The 15459-nt window shown below is 40.3% G+C and carries 12 protein-coding genes and 1 pseudogene; 9 read left to right on the forward strand and 4 right to left on the reverse strand.

Annotated features, from left to right (window positions below):
• Nucleotides 1-362: 362 nt before the first annotated feature.
• Both H6G97_RS33280 and H6G97_RS33285 read right to left on the reverse strand, forming a co-directional pair.
• Entirely contained in the window at nt 363-2351 is a 1989-nt protein-coding gene (locus H6G97_RS33280) for a sensor histidine kinase (protein WP_190944710.1), read from the reverse strand.
• Nucleotides 2351-3019 carry a response regulator transcription factor gene (locus H6G97_RS33285; RefSeq protein WP_190944711.1) on the reverse strand — a complete coding sequence of 223 codons (669 nt, stop codon included), beginning with the start codon at nt 3017-3019 and terminating at the stop codon, nt 2351-2353. Before H6G97_RS33285 ends, H6G97_RS33280 begins: the two co-directional genes overlap by 1 nt.
• Nucleotides 3020-3279: 260 nt before the next feature.
• On the opposite strand from H6G97_RS33285, the gene H6G97_RS33290 reads away from it, so the two are divergent.
• The 4 genes from H6G97_RS33290 to H6G97_RS33305 all read left to right on the forward strand — a co-directional run bounded on the left by H6G97_RS33290 (nt 3280) and on the right by H6G97_RS33305 (nt 10117).
• Nucleotides 3280-6546 carry a two-partner secretion domain-containing protein gene (locus H6G97_RS33290; protein ID WP_190944712.1) on the forward strand — a complete coding sequence of 1089 codons (3267 nt, stop codon included), beginning with the start codon at nt 3280-3282 and terminating at the stop codon, nt 6544-6546.
• A 351-nt stretch (nt 6547-6897) separates the two neighbouring features.
• Nucleotides 6898-7965: a glutaminase A gene (gene glsA / locus H6G97_RS33295; protein ID WP_190944713.1), complete on the forward strand. Its 1068-nt coding sequence runs from the start codon at nt 6898-6900 to the stop codon at nt 7963-7965.
• 625 nt (nt 7966-8590) lie between these two features.
• Complete coding sequence (locus H6G97_RS33300; protein ID WP_190944714.1) at nt 8591-9493, forward strand: LynF/TruF/PatF family peptide O-prenyltransferase; 903 nt, start codon at nt 8591-8593, stop codon at nt 9491-9493.
• 204 nt (nt 9494-9697) lie between these two features.
• Nucleotides 9698-10117 carry a GNAT family N-acetyltransferase gene (locus tag H6G97_RS33305; protein ID WP_190944715.1) on the forward strand — a complete coding sequence of 140 codons (420 nt, stop codon included), beginning with the start codon at nt 9698-9700 and terminating at the stop codon, nt 10115-10117.
• A gap of 182 nt (nt 10118-10299) precedes the next feature.
• Here the strand turns inward: H6G97_RS33305 and H6G97_RS33310 are convergent, their stop codons facing one another.
• Complete coding sequence (locus tag H6G97_RS33310) at nt 10300-10950, reverse strand: PEP-CTERM sorting domain-containing protein (protein ID WP_190944716.1); 651 nt, start codon at nt 10948-10950, stop codon at nt 10300-10302.
• Between H6G97_RS33310 and H6G97_RS33315 the strand changes: the two genes are divergently transcribed.
• From H6G97_RS33315 to H6G97_RS33335, 5 genes and pseudogenes are all read left to right on the forward strand, one after another.
• Entirely contained in the window at nt 10950-11153 is a 204-nt protein-coding gene (locus tag H6G97_RS33315) for a hypothetical protein (RefSeq protein ID WP_190944717.1), read from the forward strand. The two genes, H6G97_RS33310 and H6G97_RS33315, sit on opposite strands and share 1 nt — an antisense overlap.
• 228 nt (nt 11154-11381) lie before the next feature.
• Nucleotides 11382-11879, forward strand: coding sequence for a hypothetical protein (locus H6G97_RS33320; protein ID WP_190944718.1), 498 nt, complete (start codon nt 11382-11384; stop codon nt 11877-11879).
• Nucleotides 11880-12509: 630 nt separating this feature from the next.
• Nucleotides 12510-13621 (forward strand): annotated as a pseudogene (locus tag H6G97_RS33325) (IS630 family transposase).
• A gap of 9 nt (nt 13622-13630) precedes the next feature.
• Entirely contained in the window at nt 13631-13999 is a 369-nt protein-coding gene (locus tag H6G97_RS33330; RefSeq protein ID WP_190944719.1) for a hypothetical protein, read from the forward strand.
• A 387-nt stretch (nt 14000-14386) separates the two neighbouring features.
• Nucleotides 14387-14662 (forward strand): HU family DNA-binding protein, encoded by a 276-nt coding sequence (locus H6G97_RS33335; protein ID WP_190944720.1) that lies wholly within the window; start codon nt 14387-14389, stop codon nt 14660-14662.
• 446 nt (nt 14663-15108) lie between these two features.
• Here the strand turns inward: H6G97_RS33335 and H6G97_RS33340 are convergent, their stop codons facing one another.
• Nucleotides 15109-15342, reverse strand: coding sequence for a transposase family protein (locus tag H6G97_RS33340; RefSeq protein ID WP_338421889.1), 234 nt, complete (start codon nt 15340-15342; stop codon nt 15109-15111).
• Nucleotides 15343-15459: the final 117 nt, after the last annotated feature.

The following is a 15459-nucleotide window of genomic DNA, read 5'->3' on the forward strand; positions in this document are numbered from 1 at the left end:
ACTAGGGCTAAGTTTCCGTCCAAGAAGCCAGTACATAAGGGGGCAGGAGTTAAATTGGAAACACTTACTTTTTCTGTAATCAATACTGCTTAGAGCTTAACCGAACCGTATTGATATCACTCCTATTTGATTGCGCGAAAATCAGTGAGCTAAATCTCCCCGGTTTCTTTAAAAACTCGGGGAGCTAACATTTAACGAATTATCCTACATTCAAAAGTTTAATACCTTTACGTCTACACGCAGAATACTTTCAGTTGGGGGTTAAATCTCCGACTGAAAATGTCTTTAATTTGGAATTGCTAATTACGACTATTAGCGTATATAGGCTAAATTGTTGCAAAAATTTTAAGTCTTAATAATTGTTAATTTGATACTTTATTTACTAAAAGCTTCCAATTGCCTAAATACAAAAGTCGTTGCCACCAAATATTTGCTATAGGCCAAGTCAACTCACAAACAGTGCCTTGTGTAGTGTGAGGAAATCTTCGAAACTTGCCTCTTAATTGTCGAGCTAACTCTTGAGCCTGTTCTGTTCCTTGTCCGCCACGTTGATAGTTTTTAGATATATTTGCAAATCCATTATCAATTATTTGCAGACAATACTCTTTTGACGATCGCGTACAAATTACATCAAGACGAGTAGCTCCTTGGGAATGTTTGCCGACATTACATAAAGCTTCCTGCAAGAAAAGGTATAAGCCTCGCTTTTGATTTGCATTTAAGTTGCATTCTTGTAATGGTTCAAAATTAGGAGGAATAAAACTTTGGATTGTCATAAATCCTTGAAAGTTTCTTCTTAAGGTAATGTCGTAGACATAATAAAGCATCTCAGCAATGGGAGTTTGCAAATCGAGAACTTCATTTCCATCTAAATAAACACTATCATTACGACTAAGCATTTCTTGACTGAGATATTCCGGAATAGTCCGTAACTCTCGATTTAGTTGTTGAAGTTGCGATCGCAATTCTTCAAGCTCTATTTCTTCTTCCCCTAGACTCCTTAATATTACAGCTAGACTTTGCAAAGGCCCATTATGAATTGCTTCAAAAGAGCGCTTCAGAGTTAAACTGCGCTGTTCGAGTAGCGCTCTTAAATCTCGGTCAAAAAAAAATGTCGTTAGTCCTGCACTTGTAAGAGCTAATAGAGTTGGTACTAAAGGAATCCACCAACCTAAAACAAGACCAAAATAACAAATCCCAACAAGGGCGATACTGGTTAAACCAAGACTTAACAATGTCTTTGCCGGAGATTGAAGGATTAAACCAACAATTATGCCGAGTAAACCCCAAGCTAAAATCCATAAATATTCCCAAATTTCTGACCATACTTTTAACAGTGGCCTTCTGTCTAAAACATGACTAATTATTTGACTCGTGGTGTGAGCATGAACTTCGACACCATAAATCCATTGGTATTGATCGGAAGACTGATCGATATCTAAAGCCGTGCTATAAAGTGTATTTTTGACTGCGGAGGTGATAAAGCTATCTTTAACGCTGGGAGCAGTCATGCCAATAATAACCACGCGATCACGAATCCAATTAGGATCGATTTTATGATTGAGGACATCTCTAAGAGATACGGTACGAAAAGGTTGAGGATGAGAGCGAAAGTTCAGTAGCATTTGAAAGCCATTGGCATCAGTTCCTACATATCCGCCAGAATTGGGGAGAAACCGGACTAACCGACTCGAACCGAACTTGATGGGGTCTTTAGAACGACTACCATGAGTAAATTTTATTCCTTGTTCGCGCAAATAGAATTGTGCTAAACGCAGAGATAAAGAGTATTTCAGTTCTCCGGTGTGAGTTTTACTGGCGATTAAGCTACGTCGCAGCTTTCCATCTGGGTCTACTATTATATCTGCAAAGCCGATTCGTTCAGGAGCTAACCCAGGCGGTGGTTTAACATTAAAAGATTGTTTTTGATTTAATGCTACTTCAACTCCGATGAGATTTGGATTTTCCCTCCAGACAGATGCAAGCTCGGCATCAGCCAAATTACCTTTATCTCTAAATAGGTCGAGACCGATGACTCTCGGTTTGTAGCTATTTAAAATGCTCAACATTTTGGCGATTTCTTTATCTGGTATGGGAAACCTGCCTACATAGTTAATATCGTCTTCATCAATACCTACAATTACCACCCGCGAATCGACGGCTTCATTAGGCCGCAAACGCAGCAATTGATCGAAAGCAAGCCACTCTTGTGATTGTAATAATCCTATTGAGCGAACAAGTATAATTAATCCGACAACTGAAAATCCTGGCAGTACTACTTCTCGCCAAAGTTTCAGTTCTTTATGAACCTTTTTCCATAAATTGTTTTTAGTTGAAAGTGCGAATTTCATCAGTTGATTAATCCAATTTTTCTAGCTGCGATTTCAATTTGAATTCTTAATTCTTTACCAGGTTCGTCATATACGCCTAAAGAATCTTGCAGTCTAATCCAGTAGTTGCGTATAGTGCGATCGCTTAAGTTCATTTTTTGTGCGATCGCTTTATCTGTTAATCCTTCTTCATATTTCAGCGTCAATACCTCAATCCATTTTCGGTCAAATTCTGGACGCGATCGCAATTCTGAAGATAAATAAATAGAGCCGCGCAATGACAAGTCAACAAACTTTAACATTTCGCGGATTGGCAAAGATTTATCCATAGCCGCAAAGCCACCTTCATAAGCATTGATTATCGGTTTGAAACGCACTAACGGTTTAACATTGGTACTCAGCACCACTAAATTAGGGGCGAGAGTGCTTGACATCAAAGTTTTGATCAGTTGTATCCCAACCTCAACCTGAGCTAGAGCTTGAGGCTTTTCTGGCAGACATAAATCAACAATTAGCAAGTCTGGGTGGTAGCGTTCAAATTGCTGATATGCAGTTTGGGCATCCTGAGCTGCGAAGATTTCTACTTCTGGGTATTTCTCTTTGAGCGCTGGAATTGTACCTTGAAGAATTGCTTCATGGTCGTCAACGACTAAAAATTTTTGCAAAGTTTGCTTTGGCTCTTGGTTCATAACTGGTTTACTTTTTAATATATTTGTTCAACCTACCAAAACTACGGGAGGTCTAACTTTTTGTGGCTAGAAATTAACTTGCCATTTAAGTAAAACTTATCGTTAAAGACTAGGATACAAATAATTAACTGGCTGCGTGTTGCAGTTTGAGGAATTTAATTTTCCAAAATAGGAAAATCAGCACCTTATGAAGGAAGATGATAACTTGTCAAGCTTGATGATGTAGTATGGCCAATGGTTGGGAGGAGTCTATAAGTTTTGTGAAAACTAAATTAAGGTATTATCAAAACTGGGAATCGCTACTATTATTTGGCTCTGGAGCAATAACTGTAACAGGATGCTGGGCGATTGCAACTTTTGCCATGATTAACCCTGCCCATGCCCAAATTGTTCCTGATAATACACTTGAAGTCAATTCCAGCGTCGCCCCAAGATGCACAGCTTGTACGATTGAAGGCGGAACAGTTCGAGGAACCAACCTCTTCCACAGCTTTAGCGAGTTTTCCGTACTGACAGGTGGAGAAGCATTTTTTAACAATGCCATATCGATTCAGAACATTTTTACTCGCATTACAGGAACATCAATCTCCAACATCGATGGTTTGATGCGGGCAAATGGAACAGCGAATCTATTTTTCATAAATCCGAATGGCATTATTTTTGGAAAAAATGCCCGTCTGGATATTGGAGGCTCGTTTGTAGCTTCTACAGCTAGTAGTATATTGTTTGCCGATGGTACAGTTTTTAATACTAAGCCTGATACCTTTACTACTCCCTTGCTGACCGTCAGCGTGCCGATTGGTTTACAATTTAACGGTACAGCAGGTGATATTGTTGTGCAAGCAGGCAATCAACCTCCCGCTTTAGAGAACCAATTTACTGAAGTCGGCGATGCGGGTCAGCTGCTTGATACTGCCCAGAGTGTTAACAGCCCAAATTCTGGAGCAACCTATAATGCAATCTCCGGCAATTTAGATAATGAAAATGATGTGGATCTGTACCAACTTTTTCTACCTGGAGGACAACCGGTTACAGCAAGTACGGTCGGTGGGACTGATGTAGATACCCAGTTGTTCTTGTTTGATAGCAATGGCTTGGGTATGTTTACTAATGATGACAGTGTTGGACGGCAATCTACTATCCCCTGGCAACCTTTCAGTTTCACTCCAGGAACCTCTGGCATCTATTATCTAGGTATCTCCAGCTACGATAATAAACCACGCAGTTCGCAAGGTAACATTTTTCCAGCTTGGACTGAGCTGATAGCACCAGGCAGAGGATTACCTCTTAGGGAGTGGGATGTGAATTCTGGCACAGACAGTGGTGCTTATACGATCGCCTTCAATCCTCAACCCTATACCTCAATTCCTCTAAGTCAAAGTCTGCAAGTTCAACCAGGGAGAACCTTAGCACTATTAGGCGGTAATGTCAGGCTTGAAGGGGGAAAACTGCAAGCACCAGGAGGACGAGTAGAACTGGCTGGAGTGGAGGGTTTGGGAGTAGTGGGACTGACGCAGCAAGGGCAGGAATTGCGATTGAGCGTTCCCCAAGGGCTGTTAAAAGCAGACGTATCTCTCACGGATAATAGTAGCGTGAATGTAAGTGCAGGCGGTGGTGGAAGCATCGCCATCAATGCTCAAAATATAAACCTTTTACAAGGAAGTATTCTTTCGGGAGGGATTAACTCAGGTTTAGGCTCAGTAGGTACTCAAGCAGGAGATATTACCTTCAATGCCACAAAAGCGATCGCCATTATTAATAGCAACATTGCGACCACAGTGCAAGCTTTGGCAGTAGGCAATGCAGGCAACATTGCAATGAAAGCAGATTCCATCAGTATAGCTGGGAGAGAGAGTAGTATCCTTAGCTACACAAGCTTTGCAAATCAGCCTGTAGTAGGCAATGCGGGAGAAATTATGATGTCAGCAAACTCCATTAGCATGGATGATGCAGCTTACATGGATACCAGTACTTATGGTCAAGGAAATGCCGGGGATGTGACTTTGAATGTTAGAGATCGGCTCTCCCTAGCTGGTGCCGATCTAGGCGGGTCTTATGGCAGTTCGATTCTAAGCAAGGCGGAGGGGTCAGCAGTCGGTGATGCGGGCGACATTACGATTACAACAGGCTCCATGACCATGAACGATGGGGCTTTACTAGGTAGTAGTGTTACTGGTATTGGAGGGGAAGGAAATAGTGGAAACATAACCCTGACTGTCACCGATCAACTCTCTCTCGCTGCCGGAAATGCATCATTCGGTAGCATTATTTCCAACTTTGTAGGTGGGTTTTCTGTAGGTGATGTAGGAGATATTACTATAACAGCAGGTTCCATTATTTTGGACGAGTCAAGTATAGATAATAGAACCACTGGCACAGGCAATGGAGGGAATGTGAACCTAAAAGCCCGCTCCATTGCTTTCAACAATGGGTCTTCAATCGAAAGTAGTACTTACGGTGACGGAAATGCAGGGAATCTGAACCTAACCATTACTGATACACTCTCCCTTGCAGGACGCGATCGTTATGGAAAAGCCAGTAGTATCGAGGCTACTGTTAACGAGGGAGCAGAGGGAAATGGAGGTAAGATCGCGATAAAAGCGGATTCTTTGTCCTTAATGGATGGCGCTCAGTTGGCTTCTGATAGCCAGGGACTAGGAGTAGCAGGCGATATCGAAGTGCAAGCTCGCTCTATTACCTTAGACACTGCTGCACAAATAAATGCTGAAACAGCATCTGGTCGGGGCGGAAATATCATCCTATCAAATTTGGATTTATTGGTGTTACGAAAAGGCAGCTTCATCTCCACTACATCTGGTACTTTTCAGGGCGACGATCTTAATTTATCAGATTTAGATTTATTGCTGCGTCCTCGGAGTTTCATCTCCACTACACCTGGTACTGCACAATTTGGAGGGGATGGCGGCAATATTACCATTGACGCAGACTTTATTGTTGCTGTCCCTAAGGAAAATAGTGACATCAGAGCCAATGCTTTCAGCGATCGGGGTGGCAATATCCGCATTACCAGCCAAGGTCTGTTCGGCATTGAGCCTCGTTCAAAGGATACTCAACTTAGTGACATCACTGCCAGTTCTCAATTGGGCGTGGATGGTCTAGTGCAACTCAACACACCTGATGTTAAACCCTCTCAAGGCTTAACTACTCTGCCTACAAACATCATCGATACTTCACAGTTGATTGCCAATAGTTGCATTGCCCGAAGTAAACGACCAGAAGGAAAATTTATCATCACCGGGAACGGGGGCTTGCCAGTAATGCCAGATGACCCCTCAATTGCACCCTATCAAACTTATCAGATACCTACTGTCACAAGCGCAAGTATCTCAACGCCACAAGAGAACACAGCGACTAACAATAAGCATGAACTAGTTACACCAGCATCACTGATTGAAGCTCAAGGATGGATCTATGGCACTAATGGTGAGATAATTCTCACTGCGTCTGCACCGGCTGTTGCTCCTGGCGGTTCTTGGCCACAGATACCTACTTGTTCGGGTTCATAATTTAGTGCTACTAATTTACAAAAATTGCTTTCCACAATTGGAAAAACAATTTCCCGATTGAACGATGTGTGCAAAATTAATTTCATCTATTCTATAAAGAGTCCGAGAAAAGCATACCTAGTAAACCGATTTTGCATTCAATTTATCTATTTCTAATCTTGTTACAAGAAGAGAAATACAATTTTTAAGCTGAATTTTCTATTTCTTAACGAATTTCTTTCCAAATTTGTTTATTTAAAATATTCAAAAATTAGGAAATAGTTTTAAGTTTAAATATGTCAATTTCTACTAGATACTCTTATATCTTGGGCGACGGTTAAACTACAATCCAAATTTATAGGTAATTTCAAAATGAAAGCTCAACAAAAATCTGGCTCTTTACTAACCTGTAAACCTTCTCATAACCAAGTCAATAATATACATACTCAATTAGAAAAATTATTAGATTATTCTAATATAAATAAGTCTGCAAACTCTCAATTCCAAAATTATTTGTTTGATCTGCATCAAAAATATCAGTCTTTAAAAGAAGGTCTACTTGCAGACTACATACCAGAACTCAAAAAAGCAAACCCAGAGTGGTTTGGTATTTCTATAGTTACTACAGATGGTCAAATTTATCAGATAGGAGACTACCAACAGACATTTACTATCCAATCCATCTCCAAACCGTTTGTTTACGGTATGGCATTAGAGAATTATGGACGGGAAGTTGTGTTGAATAAAGTGGGAGTAGAACCAACAGGTCAAGCTTTTAACTCAATTGATCTAGATCAAAAAAACAATCGTCCTTATAATCCGATGGTAAATGCAGGCGCGATCGCTACGACTAATTTACTTACGGTTGAGGGTGCTAGTGAAAGACTTGAACAAATACTGAAAATGTTCAGTCGCTACACCGGACGGGAACATAATGTAGATTGGTCTGTATTTTTGTCAGAAAAAGCAACTGGGAGTAAAAATAAAGCACTTGCTTACTTAATGCATAATTCTGGCATGATTAGTGACAATATTGAAGAAACTTTAGATTTATATTTTCAGCAATGTTCCATTTCAGTTAGCTGTCATGATTTGGCAATGATGGGAGCAACTATAGCAAATAAAGGAGTCAATCCAATCACAGGAGAACAGGCACTAAACAAGTATTACGTGCAAGATGTACTTAGCGTGATGCATAGCTGTGGAATGTACGATTTTGCAGGAGAATGGGCTTATCGGGTTGGACTTCCTGCCAAAAGTGGGGTCAGTGGAGGTCTAGTTATGGCCATACCTGGAAAGTGTGGAATTGGTATTTTCTCACCCCTGCTTGATGCCAAAGGCAATAGTGTACGTGCAATCAAAGTTTGTGAACAGCTTACTAGAGACTTAGGACTACATTTGTATAATGCTGTAGAACCTATTCGTAATTTTGCATTTTAAATGTAGCAGTCTTGTTGATATGCTTATTACTAGCTTTGCATCTACTGTTAATCCTTATAGCTCTTGATCAAAACCCCCAATTTATTTTGGTTTATAAATTAGTTTATTAATTTTTAAAAATTAATTTTCCAAAATTGGAAAGTAGTTTTCCTTAAAAAACATCGTATTCATAGCAAGAGCAAAAGTATTCTAATTATATCAGTCAGGGCTTATTCCACATAATCAAAGTTATGTCAATGCCTAAGCACTATGCTAGTTATACTTTACAAAGTAATCGCTTATGAAAGGTTTGAAAAATAAGTTTTGGCAATGGGGACTTCTGTTAGCAAGCAGTTGCTGCCTACTCAATGTCGGTTTCGCGCAAGCAGTTCCAGAAGTCCTAGTACCCAGGGCAAACGCATCTAAATATTGACGAGTCTGAATCAGGATAAAATACACTAAGACTCAAACTACATAAGGCTTTGAGGAAATTAATTTTCACTAAGTGTGAAAATTATAATCATTACGAGATGGAGTTAGAGGCAGCCGACGGCTACCTGAATTTTCACCCTAAATATTAGACCTGAATCCTTACGTAAAAGAGTACAAGCAATTCAATGAACAGCGTAGTATTGGCAGGGCAAAAATGAATTATAAACCGATTCAAGTTGATAGCAAACCGTACTTAGAATACCTTGAAAAACATAAACGTGCCTTTGACATTTACGAAGACCTTTATCCCCTAAAGCTTTTTGAAGATTTCGTACAAGTAGAGGGGAGACAAGGAGGTTTATTTCGCTGCGGTTGTAATGTAACTAAAGATGAATTGTCTCCGGCTCGGTTCGCTCTTTTATTTCCTACACAAGACGATTTGCAATTGCTTTACAATCCCCAACAGCAACTCGAAGCAGCCTTGGACTTCTTTCGTAAAGTGGAAGGTCGAGCAGAAGTCAAGGTGAATTACCATCTGCTTGAAAAGTTTTTTGGCAAGAATCCAGATTTTCGAGGAATTTATTCTATTGCTGTGGGTATAGATGCACAGACAGAAATTAGTGAATCCCGCTTAAAACTTTTTATTTACCTGCATGATGCTCCCAACAAAATAGAATCGGCCATTGCTGTGTGTGGTGATAGCCCAAAATTGCGAGCATTCTTAGTCAACAATGATTTATTAGTAGGTTTTGACTTTTATTTAGATGGCCGCAGTGAAATCGAAGTTTATCCAACTATTTATCAAGAAGACTTGGAACGGGCTGATATCCAAAGCAGAATTTTACCGCTTTTACCTCCGCGTGCTTTACCGTTACTAAAACAATGCAAAATCTTGCAAGTAGGAATTAGTCCGGCTAATAAAAGCAATATTCTCTACTTCGATTTCATCCGCGATCCCAATACTTTTTTCGATAATCTTGGTAATGAGATGGCAAAAAAAGTTCATGCCTATTACCGTCATCAACCTTTCAGATATCTACTTGTTGGTGTTTCTGAGGAAGACTTATACGCTCCATCAATTGAAAAAGTAAAGTTGTACTACTTCACAATACCTTAGAGGCTGTTTGAAAAGTTTTGAGTGGTCAAATTTTATGCCAATCACCTCACCATGATCCGGATCATACGCAAAAAACGAATAATCTTGAAGTTGGCATTACAAAGTGTAGAAGTCAGTATCAGGAAGACTCAAAGCCTGATGTATTACTAACTATGTTTTATAAATCAATGCTTATAGAGTAAAAATCTCTAGCAAATTAAGGAGATGAGCCGATTGCAAATTCGTGAAGATGACTTGACAGGTAAAAATATTGCTGACCTTCTGAGGGAACATCTCGAAAATATGCATGAGATTACCCTACCCGAAAGCGTTCATGCTCTTGATATAGAAGCATTACGTTCGCCTGATATTACTTTTTGGACGGCTTGGGATGGCGAAGAACTGCTTGGATGCGGGGCATTGAAAAAACTCTCTTCAACAAGTGGTGAAATCAAATCAATGCGTACAGCCTTGGCTTACCGTCGTCAGGGTGTCGCCTCAAAAATTCTGGAACACATTATTAAAGAAGCCCAAAGGCGTGGTTACGATTGCTTGAATTTAGAAACAGGGGCAATTCCAGAATTCACTCCAGCACGAGCTTTGTATACACGGTATAGGTTTGAGTACCGAGGGACAGCCCTTTAAACGCGAACAAATGAACTATTTTTTCATTTAAACGATTTAAATTGTGGATTGCGAGAAAAAATAGAGATTTTTTGCAATTCTTTAGGCGATAGCGAAGCTTGCGCTATAGGCGATCAGCTGGGGGAGGCTTGCGCCGAAGCGATCGCCTGTTACTGAATCGGTGTTCTAGGGGTTGGAGTGGCTCATGAAGCAGAGCGAAGGCAACGTCGGCGCAACATAAAACCAAATCCAATTAAGCCAATAGCAACTAGCGTCCCTACTCCGGTTTCCGGTTCTGGAACAACCTTAATAGTGCCAGTAACTAAAGCCTGTCCTCTTATGGGATCGTTTGGATTTGGACTGATTGTGTCGTTCTCAAAAAAGTCTAGTATGCCAGTAGCACCTCTAAATATACCCTCACCGCCAGTGATAATCAAAGAACCAGAGCCAGACCCTCTAAGGTTTACAAAGTCAATTAAAGCGGTGGCAGTAGCGGTTCCAGATACCTTGTTAGCACCGCTACCACTGAATTCAATAAAGCCTTCTGGGAAGCCCTCTAAGCCGATTGCTGTTGGATCGGTGTTAAAGGTGAACAAGCCAGTAGAGAAGTCAGTTAGGGCGTAAACTAAACCGTTATATTCGGTGAGTCCGTATGGTGCATCAGTACTTACAGCCCGTTCAATTGCCCGTGAAAACTTCTCGTTAATCGGCTCAACAGCGATCGTTACGTCGTAGTTACCACTAAATGGGAACAGAGTCTGTGCGAGCGCCTTTTCATTGCCCGATCCAAAACTCAGTAAAGTCAAAGCTGCTGGAACAACCCATGCAGCGTAAGAGCGAAGTACCGTTAGCATTGTTTGATATTACCTATGTTCAAGGGAATGCTTATGTAAAAAATATTACTTTCTTGATTGCCGAAACAGTATACAGCACATTAGATTGCAGCGACAATGAAAAAATTGTTGCTCCGCTTGATGTATCTTTAGAAACTATATTAAATGGACTGCGCCATTTCAAAATTAAGTTCAATTCCAACTCCTGCCGTGCGCGTTGGTGAACTGGAGCATCCCACCAAAAGCTGTATTAACGGCTGTTGTCAACCCATAGCGATAATGTAAATCCTGCTAGCTGGCGATGTAATCTTTGCAATCATGAAACCCTTTCCACTGCTTGAAACTTGCAGCAAGTTCCCCCAACACATAGCACTAAAGGGACTGCTGAATCCAGAATAGAATGAAGTACAAACAGAAGATTTAGCTCAGTTGGCTTGTGGAGTAAACAATTGATGACTTGGAAAACGGGACTCATCTTTATAGTAATGGCAACTTTAGTAGTGGGGCTTGTGGGTTGGCTAACTTCAATTGGAATATTACCAATTAGTCCAGTGATTAACTACAGCGATGCTGGACTCAGATTTATTCGAGTTTGGATATTATTAGCGGTCGCAATTGGACTTATTGTTCCAACGATTGCATTGATTGTTTGGTTTAAATATCCTGAAATTCGTAAAATTTTTGGCTTCTATTTGTTAGTTATTACAATCCAAATTATCACTGAACAAATAGTTAGTAGCGTTTGGTTGCCAAGTTTAGTGGTGATTATTGGTACACTTTACACTGCATTTCGAGTTTGGCAACTTTGGCATGAGCAGCAATTTATCAAAAACATTGATTTGTCTCAAATGAAGCTGAGGATAATTAGTAGTGTATTGTGGCTGCTGCTTCTGTTTTGGTCAAGTAATTTAATCATACTGCTGACTCTCTCCTGGCCAAGTATTTTGTAGTTTTGCAGGAACAAAGGAGATTTTTGACCCACAAGCGAACGCCCAATTAATCGCAGATTCTGCTGGCTACTAAGGGACAAGTCCGACCATTAACAAAGCGAGAACCTCAATAGCAGCAAGAAATATGGCTTGCCGCAGTAGAGGAAGCTGACGGCACTTTCCCACCAGCTAGAACTATTAGCACCCCCAAAAATACCAAGAGAATTGGGATGCTCAGCAGGATTTTTTGAACAAACTGACGGCAGTTGTCAAGACGATCCCATTGTCATTGATTTTAAAGGTGATTTTGATATAAGGGAAAAAATTGTTGATGGTATTTATTAGATACCAATGTTTACACTCGTTGGAGTTTAGACTCAATAATTTAACTTGAAGAAACAAATAAAATCTGGTGATAGAGTAGAAACTACATCAACAGCAGTAAGGGAAATCAAAAAAAAATGAAGATTTTAGAGCAAACTGAAGATGTTCTAACGCTTCAAAACCCAGCTAGAGATTTTTGGTTTGGTATGATTTTTCTTCTCTTTGGCAGCCCACCTGCTATAGTATTGTTTGCTATAGGACTCCTATTTGATTTTTGAACAAGACTAAGAAATAATGCGGAGAGGGATACAAGTCTAATAGTAAACAATGATAAGCCAGTATTTACAAGCTGCTACACTTGCGGGAGAAGTGTCGCGGCAACATTCAACAGAGGGAACTGCACTTAATGCGATCGCGCTCACTACAAGATTTTATAGATATGCGTCCAGATGCGCGTGAAGTAAGGAAAGCATTGGCGGTCAAGCTGGTTTATCAAGGTTACTTGTATGATGAAATCCAAACAATTTTAGACGTATCGCGAGGGTCAATCACAGGCTGGATCTTGCCTACGACTCAGAAGGGATTGATGGACTACGACTCAGCTACAAAGGAAGGAAAAGCTATCTCAACAGCGAACAAAGAGAAGAAGTTTTGAGTTGGCTACAAACAAAGGAATACTGGGAGATTGGCGAGTTAGAGTATAAGTTAGCTTTTGAGTACGATGTGGTTTACGAGTCAAAACAAAGTTACTATAACCTATTTGAGGAAGCAGGGATAAGTTGGAAGAAAACAACAAAGCACAATCCTAAAGCCAATCCTGATGCTGTCGCAGAAAAAAAAAAGAGATTGAAACATTGTTGGCAAAACACCGCTTTGAAATTGAAACAGGAAAGCTTAGAGTACTCTTAATTGATGAATGTCATTTGATGTGGGGAGACTTAAATGGTTATGTATGGGAGAAAACTGACCAAGAAATAAGCGTTCGAGTGGTAAATGAACGAGATAAACAAACTTACTATGGGGCGGTTGACTATATCAGCGGAAAATTACTGCTTAAAGCCTACGATAAAGGAAACTTAGACTCGACCATTGATTACCTGCGATATCTGCTAGCGGAGTGTGCTAACCAACGGTTACTGATTTTTTGGGATGGTGCTACTTACCATCGCTCTCAAGATGTTCGAGCTTTCTTGGACTCCATAAATCAAGGTTTGTCCACTGAAGAATGGAAAATACATTGTGTCCGCTTTGCTCCTAATTGCCCAGAGCAAAATCCTATAGAGGATATTTGGTTGCAAGCCAAAACTTGGGTTAGACGTTTCTGCGCTTTAATTCCAACATTCTCTCATTTAAAGTGGATGTTTGAGTGGTTTATCCGACACACTACCTTTGATTTCCCTACGCTTCAAATGTACGGAGCTTATTCAAAAATCAAATAGGATTCCTATATGAATGCTATGTCAGGTGGGTGGTGGGGATTCCTGTACTTGCTTGTAGTAACGGGTGCATTTTGTTTAGCCTTGCAACAGATATGGGCAAGTGACGTAGTTAAAGTTTGTAGCTTCAACAAAGCTCTCAGCAAGGTAACTGTCAAATACCACGGCTTACAAACTAAAATCAAGGATTTTCCGCTCCAAGATGTCCGAAGAGTTGAGGTAAGACACAGAACAGGCTTTGCCTATGGTTGTGCGTTTGAAGGTCATCAACTTTGGCTCGTTACAAGGAACTTCAATAGAAATATTTCTTTATCAGAGGAAGGTAATAACAAGGCTTCGTTAGAGGCACTCGCTAATCGAGTTCGAGAATTCTTAATCTGAAGCAATTTATTAGTGTAGGTTGTTGCTAAATTAAAAATTTGAGGACGCTTTGATTTTAAGAGGATGTTTGAAAAGTTCTTGATATGTGATTTTAGGGGAGCAAGTTGCTTAAACATCAAACGAATCATAGCAACATAAATAAAAACCTTTGAAGTTTGGAGACTTTCAAGAGATAAATTACTCAGCAAAAATCATAAGTTGATAGCTAAAAAATAATGATAATTATTCTGAGCTGGCTTTACCCTTGAATTCAAAGCCGCCACAGGAGTAACTGTGCATTGTTAATTTTCGTATGCTGCTTGATTGTTAGTCGTTTTCCCCCTATCCTCACAAAAGGTAGTAATGGTAAAGTAAATTTCCAATACTGGCAATACTTCGGGGTGATTTATGAACAAAGGCGAACTCGTGGATGCTGTAGCAGCGAAGACTAACATCACAAAAAAGCAAGCTGATCAAGTGATCAGTGCTTTTTTAGAAGTCGTTACCGAGGCTGTAGCTAATGGGGAGAAGATAACGCTTGTTGGGTTTGGGTCATTCGAGCGACGCGAACGTTCAGAGCGTGAAGGGCGTAATCCCAAAACCAATGAGCCAATGACGATTCCGGCAACCATTGTTCCTGCGTTTTCTGCTGGGAAGTTGTTTAAAGAAAAAGTAGCACCATAGATGAATAGCTTTACCACTAGCAGTCCAATCACTGCAAAGCCGTAGCTCTTGCTCTTATAAAGACAGGGATGGCAACGGTAGGGGGAACGTGAGTGTTGGATTGCAGATGTAAAAAAGCACGATCACTGCACCAACACCTACCTTCTTGATGCCTGTTGTCGGAGGTCTCCTCTCGGAGAAGGACTGTAGGTAGGGCAACGTGCTTCTAATTAATGCCGGGGCAATTCTTACCCATTTTCGACTCCTCTCGGAGAAGGGCTGTAGGTAGGGCAACGTGCTTCACTAGACTTGTCCGAAAACTCCAAAGCCAGACTATTCAAAGCTTTGGGGCAAAACTTTGATATATTCGTAAAAACGGAGGCATAAGGCTTTGAGATAGTTAGTAATAGTTTAGAGACATAAAAATTAACTCCTGATTTTTGAGATTTTGCGATTATTGCTAATAGTTAAGTAAGGAGAATCAAGCTACCAATTCTTAATCTAACTAATCCGCAAACTGTTAAAATAATCTGCTCGTAAGTGTCATTTTTTAGGCGAAACCTTTGTGAAGCAATCCGAAATATTTTAAGTAATCTGATCAAATGTTCAATGAATATTCGATTACTAGATAAAGCTTTATTCTCATCCTTTTGCTGCTGAGTTAGTTCTCGTTTTGGTTTCCTTTTGTGAGGAGTAGTGATATTTCAATACGGTTCGGTTAAGCTCTAAGCAGTATTGATTACAGAAAAAGTAAGTGTTTCCAATTTAACTCCTGCCCCCTTATGTACTGGCTTCTTGGACGGAAACTTAGCCCTAGT

The organism is Nostoc flagelliforme FACHB-838 (assembly GCF_014698065.1).
GTDB lineage: Bacteria > Cyanobacteriota > Cyanobacteriia > Cyanobacteriales > Nostocaceae > Nostoc > Nostoc flagelliforme_B.